This window comes from Quatrionicoccus australiensis (genome assembly GCF_020510425.1).
Classification (GTDB): domain Bacteria; phylum Pseudomonadota; class Gammaproteobacteria; order Burkholderiales; family Rhodocyclaceae; genus Azonexus; species Azonexus australiensis_A.
The window spans coordinates 367,795-384,814 of record NZ_JAHBAH010000001.1 but is presented as its reverse complement, the minus strand read 5'-3'; the positions used below and the strand labels follow the sequence as shown (position 1 = coordinate 384,814).

Below are 17,020 nucleotides of genomic sequence, written 5' to 3'. Positions count from 1 at the left end.
CATGATTCATCCAACAGCCATTGTCGATCCGGGCGCCAGGATCGGTGCCAATGTCGAGATCGGCGCCTATTCGATCATCGGTCCCCACGTCGAGATCGGCGACGGCACGAAAATCGGGCCGCACACGATCATTACCGGGCATACCCGCATTGGTCGCGACAACCATATCTTCCAGTTCTGTTCGCTGGGCGAAGTGCCGCAGGACAAGAAGTACGCCGGCGAACCGACCCGTCTCGAGATCGGCGACCGCAACACGATCCGCGAGTTCTGCACTTTCAATCTGGGAACCGTGCAGGATGCCGGCGTCACCAAGATCGGCGACGACAACTGGATCATGGCCTACGTGCATATCGCACACGATTGCCAGGTCGGCAACAAGGTCACCTTTGCGAACAATGCCTCCCTGGCCGGCCACGTTGTCGTGGATGACTGGGCGATTCTCGGCGGCTTTACCGGCGTGCACCAGTTCTGCCGCATCGGCGCCCACGTCATGACGGCGGTCAGCACCGTGATCCTGCAGGATGTGCCGCCTTACCTGATGGCCGCCGGCAACACGGCGCAACCTTACGGCATCAATGTTGAAGGCCTGAAGCGTCGAGGTTTTACCGCCGAGTCGCTGAGCTCGCTGAAGCGCGCTTACCGCACGCTCTACAAGTCCGGCCTGCTGCTTGAGGAAGCCAAACAGAAGCTGGCGGAAGACGCCAAGACGCAGCCCGATGTGCAGCGTTTTGTCGATTTTCTTGAGCTGTCCAAGCGCGGCATTATTCGCTGATGGGCAACGTGGTACGGATTGCGATGGTGGCCGGCGAGGCCTCCGGTGACTTGCTGGCCAGTCATCTGATCGCCGCGCTCAAGGCGCGTCTGCCCGATGCCGTGTTCTATGGCATCGGCGGTCCGCGCATGCAGGGGCAGGGTTTTGACGCCTGGTGGCCGCTTGAAAAGCTGGCGGTCATGGGCTATGTCGATGCCCTGAAGAATTATCGCGAGATTGCCGGCATCCGGCGCCAGCTGAAAAAGCGTCTGCTCGACATCCGGCCCGACATCTTCATCGGGGTCGATGCGCCGGACTTCAATCTGGGTCTGGAAACCGATCTCAAGGCGGCTGGCATCAAGACCATCCATTACGTCAGCCCGTCGATCTGGGCCTGGCGCGGCGGTCGCATCAAGAAGATCGGCCGGGCGGTCAACCGTGTTCTGGCGCTGTTTCCGATGGAGCCGCCGCTCTACGAGAAGGCGCACATTCCGGTGACCTATGTCGGGCATCCGCTGGCCGACATCATTCCGCTGGAAACCAGCAAAACGGCAGTGCGCGAGAAGCTCGCCATGCCCAAGGATGCGCCGATCTTCGCCTTGCTGCCCGGTAGTCGTCAGGGTGAGCTGGCGATGATGGCCGAGACTTTCGTGCAGACGGCCAAACTGATTCACGAACGTCTGCCCGGCGCCTTGTTTGTCGTGCCGCTGACCACGCGCGAGACGCGCTTGCAGTTCGAGATGGCGATGTACACGCAGCAGGCCGGCGAGGTCCCGTTCCGACTGCTGTTCGGGCACGCCCAGGATGCGCTTGGCGCGGCCGACGTGTCGCTGGTCGCGAGTGGTACCGCGACGTTGGAAGCCGCGCTGATCAAGCGGCCGATGGTGATCACCTACAAGATTGCCAAGTTGTCGTACTGGATCATGAAACGCATGGCCTACCAGGCTTTCGTCGGCCTGCCCAATGTCCTGGCCGGGCGCGAAGTGGTGCCGGAGATACTGCAGGACCAGGCAACGCCGGAAAACCTGGCGGAAGCCCTGATCAAGCTCTACGAGGACAAGGAAAACGCGGCGGCAGTGGCTGAAGTGTTCACCGACATCCACTGGCAATTGCGCCAGAACACCGCCGAAAAGGCCGCCAACGCGGTCATTCAATGCCTGAACTGATGATCCCGCCGGGCCTGGTCTGCGGTATCGACGAGGCCGGGCGCGGGCCGCTGGCTGGTACGGTGGTCGCGGCAGCAGTCATTCTTGATCCGGCACGGCCGATTGCCGGCCTCAATGATTCGAAAAAACTTTCCGAAAAGAAGCGCGATGCGCTGGCGGTGCTGATCCGCGAGCGGGCCGTGGCCTGGTGCGTTGCCTCGGCCTCGGTCGAGGAAATCGACCGCCTCAATATCCTGCACGCGACGATGCTCGCCATGCAGCGTGCCGTGGCCGGTCTTGCCGTGCGGCCGACGAGTGCGCTGGTCGATGGCAATCGCTGCCCGCAACTGGATATTCCGGTCGAGGCCATCGTCAAGGGCGACGGCAAGATCGCCTCGATCGCCGCTGCCTCGATTCTCGCCAAGACGGTGCGTGATGCCGAGATGCTTGAATTGCATGCGCAGTATCCGCAATACGGTTTTGACCGCCACATGGGTTATCCGACGGCCGCACACTTCGCTGCGCTGGAACAACATGGCGCTTCGCCGGTGCATCGACGCAGTTTCGGGCCGGTGGCGAAACAGCTCTCCCTGCTATGAAGCTGATCCAGTCGCGCGACAACGCCTTTTACAAGAGCCTGAAGCGTCTCGCTGAATCGGGGCGTGAGCGGCGCAAGACGGGCCAGACCTTGCTCGACGGCGTGCACCTGGTCGAAGCTTACGAAGCGGCATTCGGTACGGTCGACAGCCTGATCGTCGCCGAATCGGCGCTGCAGGTCGGCGAAATCGCCCGCTTCACGGCCGGGCGCGATGTCGTCGTGCTTGCCGACAGCCTGCTGCGCGATCTCGGCCTGGTCGATACGCCAAGCGGTTTGCTGGCCATTGCAGCCATGCCCGCACAGCGCCCGGCGGTCGACTACGAAAAAGATGCCATTTTGCTCGACGGTGTGCAGGATCCGGGCAATGTCGGCACGCTGCTGCGCACTGCAGCCGCCGCTGGGATCAGGCAGGCGCTGCTGGCGCCGGGCTGCGCCTCGCCGTGGTCACCCAAGGTGTTGCGTGCCGGGCAGGGCGCCCAGTTCGCCTTGGCCATCCATGAAGATGTCGATCTCGCTGCCTTCATGGCCGATTACCGTGGCACGACGGCGGTGACCACGCTGGAGCAGGCAACTTCGCTTTTCGAAGCGTCCTGGTCCGGGCCGCTGGCCTGGGTATTCGGTGCCGAAGGGCAGGGCGTGCGGCCCGAATTGCTGGCTACGGCCGGCCTGCGTATCCGTATTCCGATGCCGGGTGCGGTCGAGTCGCTGAATGTGGCTGCCGCCGCTGCCGTTTGCCTGTTCGAGATGCTGCGTCGCAGGCTGGGCTAGCTGCTGACCGTTTTAGGGGCTGTCATTTCAGCCTCTCCGGCCTGTTCTCGAATCATGTTGTGCCCGGCCTGCTTTGCTTCATACATCGCTTTATCTGCGGTACTTAGAAGCTCATCCGGGGCCTGGTTTTCCTGCGGGAAATAGGCAATACCGATACTGCAGCCTACGGAGATTGGGCCGCTTGCCAACTCAACGGGTTTATTGATTGCCAAACGAATTTTTTCGGCGATAAGCAGCGCCTCTTCCCGTGTATTTAGCCCCGGAAGGATCGCGGTAAATTCATCTCCACCTAGTCGGGCAACTGTGTCGCTTTCCCGGACTAATTCCTTCAATCGACGTGAAATTTCGACCAAGACGAAATCTCCTGCCGCATGCCCCTCTCTATCGTTGATTGCCTTGAATTTATCGAGGTCAATGAAAAGTAGGGCCCCCATTTTTTCGCTACGGCGTGCGGCGGGAATCGCCTGTTTGAGGAGTTGCTGGAATAGGGTGCGGTTTGGCAGATCGGTCAGCGTGTCGTAATGGGCCATATGCTGAACCTGAGCTTCCATACCCTTTCGTTGCGATATGTCTTCGATGATAGTGACGAAATTGCTTACCTGATTGTTCTCGTCAAGCAGAGGGGTAATGATTTTGTGAACCTGGAAAATATGTCCATCCTTATGAACAAAATCAATTTCTCCGTCAAATGTCTGACCTTTGCTTGTTGTATTGCGGATTTCAGAAAACTTTGTCGAGGCTTGATCCTGAACGTGAAACAGTTCTGGTGTTTTCTCAATAACCTCCTGCTGGGTGTAACCGCTAATCCGGGAAAAGGCCTGGTTGGCCCATAAAATATGGGTTTTTGCATCAGAAATGAATACAGCTTGTTCGACGCTGGTTAGTGCCAAGTCGAGCAGTGAGAGCCATTCCTGTTGTCGGGCTGACTCGAGCGACACGGAGAGGCGGCTGGCAATCCCGGCTAAACGTTGCTGGGCGCCAGTCACTAAGGCGGCATTTTTGCTATACAGGGCTAATGCGCCCCAGGTCGTACCTTGCAAGGTCAGGGGAAGCGTTATCGTTGATTGAACCCCCGCATCGATTGCCGCGCGTGAATGTGGCAAGACAAGACTGTCACTGACTTCGCTAATCTGACGATAGCCGCTGCGGATCACGGCAGGAACGGGTGGCCAGCCAGTATCAGCCTGGTTCCAATGCAGGGGAAGCTCCGCGCTGTCGAGAAAGTGCTGGTCGACCATTTCTGATTGGGCAACGATAGTGATTCGTCCATCCCTTTCCGCCTTGCCAATCCAGGCTGCTGCAAGATTGAATACAGGCAGAATGTTGTCGCAGAAAATCTGGGCAACGGTTGCGGTATTCATTTGCCATTTCAGAAGAACCATGTCCAGGTGGCGAAAGATTTCTGCAATCGCTTTTTCCTGGTGCTGCTCGGTGATGTCCTTCGCGTAAACGGCTACGCTGACAGCCAACCCTTTGGCATCGTAAACCGGATAAATCGAATTCTCGAACTGAATGCCATTACGTTCATCGTTTAGCGTGATTGGCTCGGCTGTGGCAATGACCTGCTCGACCGCTAGCTGGCGCGAGTTGGCCAACGATTTTGGCAGCATGGCAAAAAAGTTTTCGCCGAGCAGGTCTTCTGGCTTTTTTGTGAAACGTTGGGCTCCAAACTGGTTTATTGCTTGAATTTCTCCTTTGTGGCCGAGCAGCAGGACTGTTTCGGACGTCGCATCAATCAGTGCCTGCATGCGAACCTGGCTGTTTTTCAGGTCGAGCTCAATCTTTCGGGTACTTTGGGCAATTATCCCGGCAACGATCAGCAAAAGAATGCAGAGTAGTGTGGCGCGTATCAGTTGATGCCGGCTCTGGAGTGACAACGCTTCATCTATATCGTCGATGTAGATGCCCGAGCCGATGATCCATCCCCAAGGCTCAAATTTCTTAACAAAGGAGAGCTTTGAGTATTTTGTCGTGCTCGATGCCCCATCATTCGTCTGTTTGTACCATTCGTAGCGAACAAAGCCGTAGCCTGAGCGATTGGCGACGTCCGCAAAGGCGATAAACAGGTTTTTCGGGCCATCCGTATTTACGAAGTTCTCGGAGTCGCCATAACTGACTTGCGTCGCCGAGTTGAATTTTTCCGACTCAAGTGTCTTTCCCTCCAGTTCGGGCTGGAGAGGATGCATGATCATCTTTGGAAATGGTTGCCCCGTATCATTCAGCCAAAAATACTCATTGTCACCGTAGCGCATTGAACGAATGGTTTCCGAGGCAATCTTTTTTGCTTCCGCTTCGCTCAGCTTTCCCGACGCCTGCAGGCCTTGATAGTGGGCCAGGATGGAGTATCCGGATTCGACCAGATGCCTTGTTTGTGCGGTCTTCTCACGTAAAAGCGAGTCTCGCAGGGCCGAAGCATCAATTAGATGGGCGAGGATTGTGCCGGTGATGAAGAGCACAACAATGATCCAGATCCGATTGTGGATGCTCTTGTTTCCAAATAGGTGATGTTTCATGTTCGATACTGGAATCCTGGCAATAAGGCGTTAGGGATCGAAGACCATTTTGCCCCCTCTGTTTGCTGCTTGTCACTTGCTATACGGGGGAAGAGTTGCGCCAAGTCAAATTCTGACCATAAATTGCCAGTATTTTTCTGTTTGCTGACGAGGGCTTTTGAGCGCAAAAAAAGCATCTGCCAACAGATGCTTTTTTTGATGCCAGAACGGGGAACTAACGGTCAGCGCAGCTTGAGTTCCTGCAGCACCGTGGTCGATATTTCCTCGATCGACTTGGTCGACGAATCCAGCCAGCGAATACCTTCGCGGCGCATCATCTTCTCGGCTTCGGCGATTTCGTAGCGACAGTTGGCCAACGAGGCGTACTTGCTGGCGGCGCGCCGTTCTTCGCGGATCTGGGCGAGGCGTTCGGCCTGGATGGTCAGGCCGAACAGTTTCGGGCGGTGCTTTTCCAGCGTGCTGGGCAGGCGGCCGCGATCGAAGTCTTCCGGGATCAGCGGGAAGTTGGCGACCTTGAGGCCGAACTGCATGGCCAGGTAAAGCGAGGTCGGCGTCTTGCCGCAGCGCGACACGGCAACCAGGATCACGTCGGCTTCCTCGAGGTCGCGGTCGGTGATGCCGTCGTCGTGCGCCAGCGTGTAGTTGATCGCCTCGATGCGTTTCTTGTAGTCCGAACTGTCGGTCGAGTCGCGTGAGCGGCCGATGGTGTGGCTGGACTTGATGCCGAGTTCGGCCTCGAGCGGCGACAGATAGGTCTCGAAGTAGGACAGCGAGAAGGCATCGGCCTGGTGCACGATTTCGGCCAGATCCTGATTGACCAGCGTCGTGAACACGATCGGCCGCATGCCGTCGGCCTCGCCCTGCGCATTGATGCGGGCAACAGCTTCCTGCGCCTTCTCGATGTTGTCGAGGAAGGGGATGCGGATCTGCTTGAATTCGACTTCCTCGAACTGCGTCAGCAAGCTGTGGCCGAGCGCTTCGGCGGTCAGGCCGGTACCGTCCGAGACGAAAAATACGGTGCGTTTTATTTGCATGTTTCAAAAGCCTTGTGCTGCAATGGTTTCCGGTTTGTTGGTGGCTGGTTATCTACAATTTTGTAGATCGCTTAACCGTCTGGATTTTCTCAATCTCTCGCGCCTTGATGTACTTTTCAGACATTGCACGCGATGCATGGCCTAGGATTGCTTGATAATCTTGGCCCTGTTTCTTTGCCTCGGTAGCCGCATTCCCGCGAATATCGTGGAAATGAACGTCTTCCACCTTGGCATTTCTGACGGCGATTTCCCACACTTGATAGAAGCTTGAGTAGCAATATGCCTTGCCTGTCCTAGTGCAAAGCAAGTGCGTCAGGTTCTTGACTGGCCGTGGAATTTTCTTTGCTCTGGCGATGACTTCGCGCAAGTATTTTGACCACTCGAAAAGCTGGCGCTTCCCTGTCTTGTGCTGCTCGATGTACAGGCCATCGTCTTGAAGGTCTGAAAACTTGATCTTCAATACATCAGTAATTCGTGCGCCGGTCAGGTACGCCAAGTCCATCGCCACGCGCACAGAATGATTTGCCTTCTCTCTGATGAGCAGGAATTCATCGTCTTTCAGGTGCCGAGTCCTACCTTCAATCACATGCTTCTTAATCGACTTGCAAGGATTGACGCAATCAATCAATCCTCTGCGGATAGCGTAGTCGAACACGTTTGACAGGATGACTCTGCCGATGTTTGCCTGAGACTTTGAACTATGGCCGTCCATGAATCTTGCCACATGAACAGGCTTGATCATCTCCATAGGCCCGTCAAATACGGTTGGAAGCAGGTCTATCAGCGTCTGATAGGTGCGCTTAGTAAGCGGCGCAAGCTTTGTGTATTGTTCGCTGGATAGCCATTGCACAAGCACAGCAGGGAAAAACGATCCGCCGATTGATCCGCCATTCTCAAGCTGCGCCCACTTGATACGGGCCTTGGTTAGATCGGCGTCAAGCCTGATCCATTTTCTCGGTAGTGTGGTCGTGACGTAATAGAATGCACCAGACTTTAGGTGCATCCTTGGCGGAAGGTCTAGGTTTGATTGGCGGCGTCTTCCCATTGAGCCTGACATGCTATGCCACCTTCTTTAGTGCGTCAAAGTTTGGCTCCCACTTTGCCGGCTGCGTGCTTGCCGATCCTGATAGCTGCGACTCGGAATGAGTTCGCGAAACAATCGGGCGGCCAGAGCATGCAACTTTGAATGAGTAGCCATTCTTTGCAAGCCACTCTCTTTGCTTCTTGTGCTTAACGTAGCCGGTAAGCGTTTCAATCTCGTCTTGAGTAAGGAACATATCTCATCCGGGCGTTAAAAATCCCGCCGCAGCGGGATCGTTGGTTAGTGTGTCAGCGCCGCGTTTGTCGGCTATTCCAAGGTTATGTGCCAACAAACCCCTTCTCTCCATTAATCCATGCTTCCTGAAAATCAGGCAACGGGGCGCTCTCTATCTTTACTTGATGGCCGTCGAAATCTTCCCAGTTCATGTTATTAACGGCCCAGTCTTGAATCTCGTAGTCGTCAGACTCAAACAGTGGAATTGTGTCCTCCGCTAAGCTTCGTTCAATGTCGCCGTCAAACTCATGTGCATAGTGAGCAGCACGGCTTCTGGCAATAATTTCTACCGGCACTCCCCATTTGCTGCCATCCGGCATTTCAACCGTCATAATCTTGTGCATATTGCTCTCCGTTAAAAATGCAGACTAATCGGCCTGTGTGGGTTCTGACTTGCAAGACTCGCACTTGTCGCGGATAAGTATTCCTCCGCACTTTTCGCACTGACCATCGCTAGGCTTGCCGAATATACGGTCAAAGCTATCGTCAAATCTGCGCTTAGCGTCTCCGGATAGATGCTTTGATGCGATGGTGTCGCCGGTAATGTCGTTGATTGCCATCATTCCCCCTTCGCTTTCTCTGCCAGTGCGCGGATGGCGTTGGCGATCCGGCTGGATGCAGTCGCTTTGCCCATGATGTATTCGCTGCGGCCTTCGTTCGCGTCGTCATCGTCGGCGATTGAGTCGTTCAGCGCATCAGCTTTTTCCTCGAACAGATCAGCCACCTTCGCACACTCTTCATAAACCCCGGCGATCATCTCGCGCAGGGCTGAGTCGTCGCGGGGCTTGGAGAGGGCATCGCGCATCTTTTCAATCGCATAGCCAACGCCGTCGTACTGTGGAAAATCCCATTTATCAACGTTCTTGACGCACCAAGTCATAAGCGCATCTACGGAATCGTGCTTGTACTCAAGGGCAATGCGCAACCGTTCGTTATCCGCCTCTGCTGCGGCCAGTGCGGTGCGGGTGGCGGTTAGTTGATCTGTCATCGCGCTCAATTCTGCGGTACTTACTGCCCACAAATCATCGCGACAGCACTGCTCTCCATCTACACCATCTGTGTAGAGAATAGGGCGCTTTGCGTATTCATTGTGGCAGCGGTATTTGCGTTCAAGATACTCAATTCGATCAAGATACATCTGGTTGCTATCGGTCAGCCGCTCGTTCTCAGCCACAAGGTCAGCGCGGACTAGGGTGGCGAAGGCGTGCAGCTGGAAATTGGTAGGGTAAGGAGAAGACTCAGAATTACCGATGCTGATACCTGAGATTCCCGCCATCCGCACAACGTCTTCTTTCGATAGTGTGGTCATTTCCGGTTCTTCCTTCGAGATTCTGCGGCGATAGATTGCTTACGCTTCTTTGCGGTCCTGGCATCTGATTTGCGCTTTGGCTTGCTGGCTACACCGCCGGGCATGACATATCCAGAGTAACGGCTTGCTGCGTCACTGGAACCGATTGTCAGTGCGTAAGCCATTGCTGCGAGCATTGGGGCTTTGTTCATTTCGTGCCTCGATTCCAGTAGAGGTTATGCGAGTTTAAAAACTGTTCCCAGTTTGCGTCATCCGGCCAGCATGAGCGGGCGTCAATCAGAAACCCTCGATAAATTACATCATCACTCTCCGCGCAAATATCCCGGTGGCGCATTGCGATGAACTCGGCAAGGATCAGGAAGTAGCCGGCTAGGGCTAGGATGTGGATGGTGGTCATGCTGCACCTCCATTCATCGCACTAACCCAGCATTCGTCACTTTCTTCTTGGTTGCGTGGATTACCCGGGTGGACGCAAAAGCTACACGGCGGAGAAATAAAACAAGTGCAACCGCGATCGCTAAAGTCAGCGTCAAATTCATCACGGTCAGATTGGGCATCGGGAGAAAGAATCATCCCTACCCGAAACCAATATTCGCTTGTCGTTCCTTCCCCTTCAGCTATCCATGTGAGCAGTTCAGAGCGAACGTAAGCTGCAATCTCTGAGTTAAAGGACATCACGCACCGCCTTTCACCGATGCGATGGCAGCATTAATCTCATCGCCGATGTCTTCGCCTTGTCCGTTTTCCCAACCAGAAAAGTCAAGTTTCGGATCAATTAGCGCAAGGCATTTCAGTAAAGCATCCCGCTGTGCCTTGTAGTCGGGTTGAGGTGAGGTATCGAAGTCGCCATCCAGAACTGACAGTCCGAAATTTGTGTGCTCGTAATAGTTTGCCGATACGCGGCGAACCAGCCCGATTTCTGCGAGGCGCTTCATGCGATCCTTCGGAACGTCGTACCCTTCGTTGTCCATGGAGCATTCGTGGAAGCGGCGAAGGTCTGCCATTTCCTGATCGAAAATAGCGAACGGAAGCGCCACCAGCTTCTGCTCACTCGGCGCACTCGCAGGCTGGGCGATGGGGGATTCTATAAATTCACGAAGCACTTTGTACGGACCGATTGGCTCAACTCCAGTATCCATCCGAGCAAAGTCGTCCATGCTTTCCAGCGCTTCAAGTGCGCGGAGTTGTTCTTCAGTCAGTGCCATATCAATCTCCTAACTATCTACTAATCCACTTGGTAATTAGTAGTTGAATAAAAGACCCGCTCACCGAATACCAATCAATGCACACAAGCTAAATGGTTTGGGGTGAGGTGGTGAGCGGGTGGGTAATCAGTCGCCGATCCAAATCCACAACTGGACTGGCATTGTCTTTGGCGCAGGACGCTTGCCGCATTTCTTAACCATGCGTTTCCCTTCAAGATTCGGAAGGCATGCATGCACGGCGTCAATTGAAACTCCTACGGCTTCCGCAATTTCTCTTGCGCTTACGGGTTCCTGCATGGCGTTGCGATACTTTTGCGTAGCTTCATGCTGCTTCTTGCTATTGCCCGATAATTCGTATTTAGGAATGCAGTCTTTCATCCCTTTTGTCACGTAGTAATAACGCTTGATCGGGTTGTATTCTTCGATCAGTTCAATCCGATCCTGCGACACAAGAACAGCAATAGCCTCGCGAGTTGTGGAGATTGAGCATTCAATCTCCTTCGCAATCGTAATCACCGTGTTAATGCCTTCGTCAATCGCAGAGTAAATACTTTCGATGCGCTTGATCTTATTGGCATGCGTTCCTTTGTGCTGAATAGGAACGTCGTCGCCGATTGCCTTGTGTCGGATTGATACGATTCCTGGCGGTGGCGTATATCCACCATTGATTAGCAGAGCTAGTACGCTCATTTATTGTTCTCCAGATAAGCACGAAGCTGCCAAGTTTTGGCATGGACATAAACGCCGTCAGCACGTAGCAGCAGAGTGGTTACAGGGCCGATAAGGTCGATTGCGTATAGTTCGCCTTCTAGGCGGAATTGGTAGCCGGGAGTCATCTTGAAACCTTAACAGTTGCAGTCGGATTCATTGCGCAGGCTTCGATATATGCGCTGACAAATGGCAAGAAGTGTTCGTACATTCCCCATCCATTAGGGGAGTTAAATTTCTCCATCTTCTCGCGCTCTGAAATCAGCAACGAATAACCAGCAAGAAGCGGTGCGATTAACTCGCTTGCGCTGTTAATGCCAATTTCATCTGGTCGCCACAGGTGCATATAGATTCCTGCCGCTTCTGCCATTTTGTTCAGGTTGTGCGTGATGTTTCTCGAATAAACCTCATCGCCATCAACAATCAAAGTTACGTCTAGGCTCATATCAATCTCCACGTTAATCATTAGGGATGACACTGGATGCCATCTCTAATGCACCCTGTTTCCAAGGTGCAGCCGATTTGTGTGTCAGGCTCGGCAGGCCTCAAACATGTCCTGTGTATTTGTGTCCTTAAATGGATCGCTTTCAGGAAGTAAGTCTTTTAGGCGAGTGTTCCCATCTCCGTTGTATGGCAAACACATTCCATCCCACAATCCATCGAGCCGCTTTAGGTGCTCAATACTTTTAATTTCAATGGCTTCATCTGCTGTAAATTCGCAGTCATAGCTAATATCAAATTGCCCGTTTTCAGCAACAGCCATCGCATCAATATTGCTTTCTGCCATAACTACAGCGGAAATCTTTAATTCAACAAAGTACGGTTTAAGCATTTGTCACTCCATGAAAAACGCCCGGTGTTTAGTCGGGCGCTTGGTTACTTGATGCGTAGGCTAGGCAGCTTTCAATTCCTGCTTGTCGTCAAACTGGAATGTGATGCGCTTGTACATTTCCCACGTACGACGAACGTCGTCTTTGCAGTAGTCAATGACTTTCTGCGGATCAGTCGGCCAAGTTGCTGCAACCATTGACCCGTCGAAATCGCCCTTGCCAGGAATGCCGAATGCTCGGCACAGACGATCCATGCTGCCGCGCTTATGTGGGTCGCTAGACCACAGCAACATCGTGTCTTGGATGATCGAATCCCATGGCTTGGCAGCGAACGCCTTACGGAAAATCTGCGGTGGCGTAACGCCAAGGATGATGCTGCGATGCTTGAGGAACGGAAGGTCAAAACCGGCGATGTTGTGACCAACAAACGAGGTTTCAATCTGATACGTTCCTTCGTGCCGTGGGCGAAGCGAAAGCGCCTCTACGCTTGCGTAGAACTGCTGAATCACTTGGCGCTCGGTGAATTCGGCAGAAGTAGCGAACGGTTCGCCGTCATCAATCTTCCAACTGATACAAGCAATCCGGCCTTCCAATCCACTGAACGAAGTCTTTGCAATCCGTTCCTCGATACCAGCATCAATCTCTGCATGCTTGGCTGCGATAAACTCTGCAATCTTTGCTTCGTCCTTGTAGTTGGATGGAGCCTTGACCGCTGCTTTCTCTGCCTCTGCATCATTGCGGAAGTCAGCGATTACCTGCGGATCGTTGCAAGGCAGAGTCTCAATATCGAAAATTACATGCATGGCTTACTCCATGAAAAACGCCAGCGGATTGGCTGGCGTTGTTGGTTGGTGTTGGCAGGGATCAGAAGGGAATTGTGTCTTCAAAATCCTCCGCTGCTGGCTTCTTGCTGCCAGCGTCTTGTGAAGCGTCTGGTTGCTTGCCGCCAACAAGAGTCAGGTCATTGACACGAACCTCAAGCGAGTAGCGCTTCTGGCCGTCCTTGTCGGTGTATTCGCGATTCGCAATCTCGCCACTAATGGCAACCTGAGTCTTGTCCTTGAGATACGGAAACAAAGACTCGCCGCGCTTTCCCCAAAGATTGAACTTCATCCAGCTAGTTACCTTGCTGTTTCCGAATCCAGACTCAACCGGGCCTTTGAATGAAACGATTGAGTCTCCGCCTTGGGTGAATCGTTGCTCTGCATCCTTATAGATGCGTGTTGTGCAGGTAAAAACGTTCATGCTGCTTCCTTGTAGTTGTTGAGTGCTGCGGTGATGCGTGCCGTGTCTTCCTTCTTGGCGCGCTCAAGTGCTGCGTTTGCGTATTGCTGCGCCTTTGCCTTTGTCGGTGCAGCAGTGATTGCCTGGATAGCCTTTTCAACATCCAGCGGCTCTACTTGCTTCGGCGGCGAAGGCTTGCTTGCTGCGTTGCCGTCGTCGTCTTCTGCTGCGATGCCACACGCAGCCATCAGCGAGTAGCGGCGGGCGTAACTGAGCGCGCTACCGTAGCCCTGCGGGTCTTGCTTGCTGGCCGGAACGTGCAACTTTCCGCAGCGCATTTCCTCGCCTGACTCATGCCGGAATACAGTCTCGACCGTAACCCCGGTGTTGTCGTCGAACGTTTCTTGAATCAGCGCAATGCCATTATTCAGCAGCGCTTCATCTACCGCTTCAAGACATGCGGCCAAGTCGGCGTACTTCGACTTGAACGCCGGGTTTGTCTTGCACTTGAGAGCAGGGCCAAACTCCCGCTTTGCCTTCACAAAGGCTGATGTGATCTGTTTCATTCTCGAAAACCTCCGCAAACTGTTGTTGAAATTGTTGCCAGAACATTAGGCCGCCATCGTCATCGTCCATGTCCACTACTCCTAGACTTTCGCCGAAACTCGAACATGACTATCTCTGCAAAGTGCTTGATTGCATCGTGTCGCTCTACATAACGAAGAGCGGCATGTTGGCCCCATTGGGTGATGTGCTTGTATGCGCGTACTGCGGCGCGGGCTTGGGGAGTGGTCATGGCGAATCACTGACAACTTGGATTGGCGTCGATTCTTTCGGGTCAGAACCAACTTGAAGCGCGCATTCTCCGGGCTTAAGGCTGCACGATTTGTTGCCAACAATGACGTAGCCGCATGCCGCACGACCGCCTTTAAGAAGACCACGTGTCGAGCACATAATCTTTTCTTTTTCGCTCATGCTGCCTCCCGTACTGGCTCAAGTAGAATTGCATCAAGCTCTGCATCGGAGACAAGCAGGTTATGTCCGTTGTCAGAGAACAGATTGACGCGGAATTCCTGCTTGCTTCCCGCTGCATTGATCGCCTCAAACACGATTGATCGTGAGTAGTGATCGCCGTAATCCGTCGTTCCGTGGTCAATTGAATCCAGATGCACGCCGACAATTCCGTGTAGGTTTAACGAGCCAACCATCATGCAAGCCTCCAGTTATTGCGTTCGCTCACATTGCGCAGCGCCATGTACTCACGGCGAACCCGGCGAAGCTATTTTCGAGCATTCAGTTGAGCAACGATGATTCGATTGGTTAGATAAGGATCACTGACGCACATAAGGCATTCAGATTGACCGTCGATGCAGATTTCTAGACTTCTCATCTGGAAGTAGAGAAGCCAGCGCTTGAGTGTTTTCATGGCTGTTCTTCCCATTCGATGCGGACGCAGGCGATGCGACTTGGTTGTGCAAAATCGTTGGCATTATTTTCCGACTCATAAGCGTCTGAAGTTCTTGCCATGAAAGAGCCTGTTGAGGTCGGATACACATTCACCCAGCCCTCGCGCTTCACCTTTGGCGGCGTCCAGGTGAGGTCATCAGCAGAGGGCGAGTGCAGCACAGAAAAAGCCCCGCTGTCGTGAATCGCCGCGACGTGGTCGGTGATACTCAAAACGATGTCGATTACGCACTTCCCTTTGAGCGGGTGGTACAGCACATCCCCCTTATAAACCGGCTTCCCTTCAACCCAACACAAAGGCTCCATTCGGATATTATTAACGCACCTGAATCCAAACTCACCACCCCCGCCCTTGGTCAGATAAACGATGTCATCAACGGAGTCCGGTCCTGCAACGAATTCCATTGATTGACCATCTTTTCTGCAAATAGCCTCGCCACGCTTCGCCGCCTCCAGATCAAACGGACGCAGCAGTGAATAGTCTTTGTCGCTCATGTCGACTCCTTGGAATAAAAGACGCGCCCTGTGATAGCGGCGCGGAAACATCGCTTCCCGATATAAGAGCGATGCAGAGGGAGATTGAATTTGGTGCGGTTGAAATATTTCCATGGCGTCACCGCTGCGCTGTTCCGATACTCCCGGCCTCGGTGGGGCTGCTCCAATAGTCCGTCATCCAATGTGGATGCTCTCCCGATGTTCTGGCTTGGCTGGCTATTGCTGAATGCGCTTCCGTGTTCAGCTACAAGGGAAGGGATGACTACATTTGCCCGTGTAGTCCAGCTTGCGCTTGCTGCGTATGCGGGGTCTGAATTAGTCCGCCTCTCTTACCCGGAGGCGGTTTAGGTTTGCGTTGTTAATTTTGTTCAGGAGGCTTCATTCCCCTGATCTGCCCGACCCTGCCTTTTGCTTGCTTAAGTCGCATGCGCAACGATTCAACATCTCGCTCAGCTTTCGCAACAAGAAAGTTATGCGCCAGTTCCCACGAATCGTGCCAGTTGCTCCATTCAGAAACCTTGTTCTCGCGGATGGATCGATTTCCATGCTTGGCCGGCAGAAAAACTTGCTTTTCTGTTTCACGCTCAACTTCAATCGCCTCAATTTTGTCAAATCGCGTTCTGTACTTAATCATTTTTTACCCATTCCACATGTTGACCGCAGTGCGATAGCTCCACTATTGGCATTTAGATTCAATTATCTTCTCTATATTTTCATACCACGCCACCATCAAAACAACGCAGGCTCAAAGCTATTCCAATCCACCGCAGGCGCAGATTTAATACGCTCCGTGATGTACTTGTAGTTGCTAGACGGCTTATCCCACACCCAGCGGATTACTTCGCCGAAGTCGTCTAGTATTCCGTAGCGGGTGCGTGGTTTCATGTCTAGCTCCGGATGCTTGTCTATTTATTTAATTAAAAATTCTAGAGACTCCATCTTTTTGATGCTTTTCTTAAGCGACTCGATTTTTTTCTTTCGCATTTCTTCTGCCCGAGCAATTGCCGCATCCTGTGTTCTGTGCCAGTCTTTACCATGGGCATATTTGTGTTTGTCGTACGCCAGCATTTCGCTGCTAATTTTGTGGCAAACCTCGCCTTCAACCTCTTTTATTCCTTCTGTAAGCGAATATTTAGTTACCCACGCCTTAATTTTTTCATTTTCCATATCATTCTCCAGTTATTAGTGCCGCTATTTCCCGGCTGCCATCGAGATACGCGCCCTCGACTCTCTGCGTCATGAACGCTTTGAGCGTGTTTCCCGCAAGCCCTGGGCTAGTCTTGGAGTGAATACCCCGTCCTATGCGGATACTTGCGGGTGATGCTCGGTTAGTAACCAAAAACCTTTGCTAACTGCTTTGCACTTTCATCGCCCAAAACATCTTGGTTATTCAGGTAGTATCTAGCAAGCTTCTCAGCAAGCTCTTTGTCATCAACCCCGATTGCCTTGGCGATACCCTGTCTAACCTGACTTGCATCAGAGCGAGAAAGTTTTGTTCCACCTTCTGTGTATCCAGCAAGTCCGCGAACGTAATCTGCTGCATATGTGTATGGATACCGACCGTCGTTCTCCATCTCTATCTCTATCTCCTATCAGTCAAATCGGATGGCCCGCAGGTTGGTTTGTCGACCGTAGCAGTTTCTCCTTTTGAGAGTGCAGGC

At 53.3% G+C, this 17,020-nt stretch carries 25 protein-coding genes; 4 read left to right on the top strand and 21 right to left on the bottom strand.

The window, feature by feature from the left end:
* Window position 1 precedes the first annotated feature (1 nt).
* From lpxA to KIG99_RS02035, 4 genes are read left to right on the top strand one after another with little or no spacing between them, the layout of a single operon-like run.
* Entirely contained in the window at window positions 2–772 is a 771-nt protein-coding gene (gene lpxA / locus KIG99_RS02050; RefSeq protein ID WP_226458571.1) for an acyl-ACP--UDP-N-acetylglucosamine O-acyltransferase, read from the top strand.
* Complete coding sequence (lpxB, locus tag KIG99_RS02045) at window positions 772–1,917, top strand: lipid-A-disaccharide synthase (protein WP_226458570.1); 1,146 nt, start codon at window positions 772–774, stop codon at window positions 1,915–1,917. The genes lpxA and lpxB overlap by 1 nt, the downstream gene beginning before the upstream one ends.
* Window positions 1,905–2,495 (top strand): ribonuclease HII, encoded by a 591-nt coding sequence (gene rnhB, locus KIG99_RS02040; protein ID WP_226458569.1) that lies wholly within the window; start codon window positions 1,905–1,907, stop codon window positions 2,493–2,495. The genes lpxB and rnhB overlap by 13 nt, the downstream gene beginning before the upstream one ends.
* Window positions 2,492–3,262, top strand: coding sequence for a TrmH family RNA methyltransferase (locus tag KIG99_RS02035; RefSeq protein WP_226458568.1), 771 nt, complete (start codon window positions 2,492–2,494; stop codon window positions 3,260–3,262). The genes rnhB and KIG99_RS02035 overlap by 4 nt, the downstream gene beginning before the upstream one ends.
* Here KIG99_RS02035 and KIG99_RS02030 read toward each other — a convergent pair.
* The 21 genes from KIG99_RS02030 to KIG99_RS01930 all read right to left on the bottom strand — a co-directional run bounded on the left by KIG99_RS02030 (window position 3,259) and on the right by KIG99_RS01930 (window position 16,933).
* On the bottom strand, window positions 3,259–5,775 hold the full coding sequence (locus KIG99_RS02030; RefSeq protein WP_226458567.1) for a diguanylate cyclase domain-containing protein: 2,517 nt from the start codon (window positions 5,773–5,775) through the stop codon (window positions 3,259–3,261). The two genes, KIG99_RS02035 and KIG99_RS02030, sit on opposite strands and share 4 nt — an antisense overlap.
* Window positions 5,776–5,996: 221 nt before the next feature.
* Window positions 5,997–6,809, bottom strand: a complete 813-nt coding sequence (gene ppsR, locus KIG99_RS02025; RefSeq protein ID WP_226458566.1) for a posphoenolpyruvate synthetase regulatory kinase/phosphorylase PpsR — start codon at window positions 6,807–6,809, stop codon at window positions 5,997–5,999.
* Between the two features lie 52 nt (window positions 6,810–6,861).
* Window positions 6,862–7,866, bottom strand: a complete 1,005-nt coding sequence (locus KIG99_RS02020; protein ID WP_226458565.1) for a tyrosine-type recombinase/integrase — start codon at window positions 7,864–7,866, stop codon at window positions 6,862–6,864.
* A gap of 1 nt (window position 7,867) precedes the next feature.
* Window positions 7,868–8,086, bottom strand: a complete 219-nt coding sequence (locus KIG99_RS20840) for a DUF4224 domain-containing protein (protein WP_226458564.1) — start codon at window positions 8,084–8,086, stop codon at window positions 7,868–7,870.
* A gap of 82 nt (window positions 8,087–8,168) precedes the next feature.
* On the bottom strand, window positions 8,169–8,468 hold the full coding sequence (locus KIG99_RS02010; protein WP_226458563.1) for a hypothetical protein: 300 nt from the start codon (window positions 8,466–8,468) through the stop codon (window positions 8,169–8,171).
* A gap of 215 nt (window positions 8,469–8,683) precedes the next feature.
* Window positions 8,684–9,433, bottom strand: coding sequence for a hypothetical protein (locus KIG99_RS02005; RefSeq protein ID WP_226458562.1), 750 nt, complete (start codon window positions 9,431–9,433; stop codon window positions 8,684–8,686).
* 187 nt (window positions 9,434–9,620) lie between these two features.
* Entirely contained in the window at window positions 9,621–9,830 is a 210-nt protein-coding gene (locus tag KIG99_RS02000) for a hypothetical protein (protein ID WP_226458560.1), read from the bottom strand.
* Between the two features lie 277 nt (window positions 9,831–10,107).
* Window positions 10,108–10,638, bottom strand: coding sequence for a hypothetical protein (locus KIG99_RS01995; protein WP_226458559.1), 531 nt, complete (start codon window positions 10,636–10,638; stop codon window positions 10,108–10,110).
* A gap of 126 nt (window positions 10,639–10,764) precedes the next feature.
* Window positions 10,765–11,328 (bottom strand): FaeA/PapI family transcriptional regulator, encoded by a 564-nt coding sequence (locus KIG99_RS01990; RefSeq protein ID WP_226458558.1) that lies wholly within the window; start codon window positions 11,326–11,328, stop codon window positions 10,765–10,767.
* Between the two features lie 142 nt (window positions 11,329–11,470).
* Window positions 11,471–11,791 carry a hypothetical protein gene (locus KIG99_RS01985; protein ID WP_226458557.1) on the bottom strand — a complete coding sequence of 107 codons (321 nt, stop codon included), beginning with the start codon at window positions 11,789–11,791 and terminating at the stop codon, window positions 11,471–11,473.
* A gap of 84 nt (window positions 11,792–11,875) precedes the next feature.
* Window positions 11,876–12,178 (bottom strand): hypothetical protein, encoded by a 303-nt coding sequence (locus KIG99_RS01980; RefSeq protein WP_226458555.1) that lies wholly within the window; start codon window positions 12,176–12,178, stop codon window positions 11,876–11,878.
* A 60-nt stretch (window positions 12,179–12,238) separates the two neighbouring features.
* Window positions 12,239–12,979, bottom strand: coding sequence for a 3'-5' exonuclease family protein (locus tag KIG99_RS01975; protein ID WP_226458554.1), 741 nt, complete (start codon window positions 12,977–12,979; stop codon window positions 12,239–12,241).
* A 61-nt stretch (window positions 12,980–13,040) separates the two neighbouring features.
* On the bottom strand, window positions 13,041–13,421 hold the full coding sequence (locus KIG99_RS01970) for a single-stranded DNA-binding protein (protein WP_226458553.1): 381 nt from the start codon (window positions 13,419–13,421) through the stop codon (window positions 13,041–13,043).
* Window positions 13,418–13,966, bottom strand: coding sequence for an ERF family protein (locus KIG99_RS01965; protein ID WP_226458552.1), 549 nt, complete (start codon window positions 13,964–13,966; stop codon window positions 13,418–13,420). The genes KIG99_RS01970 and KIG99_RS01965 overlap by 4 nt, the downstream gene beginning before the upstream one ends.
* A gap of 226 nt (window positions 13,967–14,192) precedes the next feature.
* Complete coding sequence (locus tag KIG99_RS01960) at window positions 14,193–14,375, bottom strand: hypothetical protein (RefSeq protein WP_226458551.1); 183 nt, start codon at window positions 14,373–14,375, stop codon at window positions 14,193–14,195.
* Window positions 14,372–14,611 carry a hypothetical protein gene (locus tag KIG99_RS01955; RefSeq protein ID WP_226458550.1) on the bottom strand — a complete coding sequence of 80 codons (240 nt, stop codon included), beginning with the start codon at window positions 14,609–14,611 and terminating at the stop codon, window positions 14,372–14,374. The genes KIG99_RS01960 and KIG99_RS01955 overlap by 4 nt, the downstream gene beginning before the upstream one ends.
* Before the next feature lie 211 nt (window positions 14,612–14,822).
* Window positions 14,823–15,359 carry a hypothetical protein gene (locus tag KIG99_RS01950; RefSeq protein WP_226458549.1) on the bottom strand — a complete coding sequence of 179 codons (537 nt, stop codon included), beginning with the start codon at window positions 15,357–15,359 and terminating at the stop codon, window positions 14,823–14,825.
* A 358-nt stretch (window positions 15,360–15,717) separates the two neighbouring features.
* Window positions 15,718–15,993: a hypothetical protein gene (locus KIG99_RS01945; protein WP_226458548.1), complete on the bottom strand. Its 276-nt coding sequence runs from the start codon at window positions 15,991–15,993 to the stop codon at window positions 15,718–15,720.
* A gap of 95 nt (window positions 15,994–16,088) precedes the next feature.
* The gene (locus tag KIG99_RS01940) at window positions 16,089–16,244 is read right to left on the bottom strand and encodes a hypothetical protein (RefSeq protein ID WP_226458547.1); all 156 of its coding nucleotides are present in this window, start codon (window positions 16,242–16,244) and stop codon (window positions 16,089–16,091) included.
* A gap of 24 nt (window positions 16,245–16,268) precedes the next feature.
* Entirely contained in the window at window positions 16,269–16,526 is a 258-nt protein-coding gene (locus KIG99_RS01935) for a hypothetical protein (protein WP_226458546.1), read from the bottom strand.
* A gap of 161 nt (window positions 16,527–16,687) precedes the next feature.
* The gene (locus tag KIG99_RS01930; RefSeq protein WP_226458545.1) at window positions 16,688–16,933 is read right to left on the bottom strand and encodes a hypothetical protein; all 246 of its coding nucleotides are present in this window, start codon (window positions 16,931–16,933) and stop codon (window positions 16,688–16,690) included.
* Window positions 16,934–17,020 lie beyond the last annotated feature (87 nt).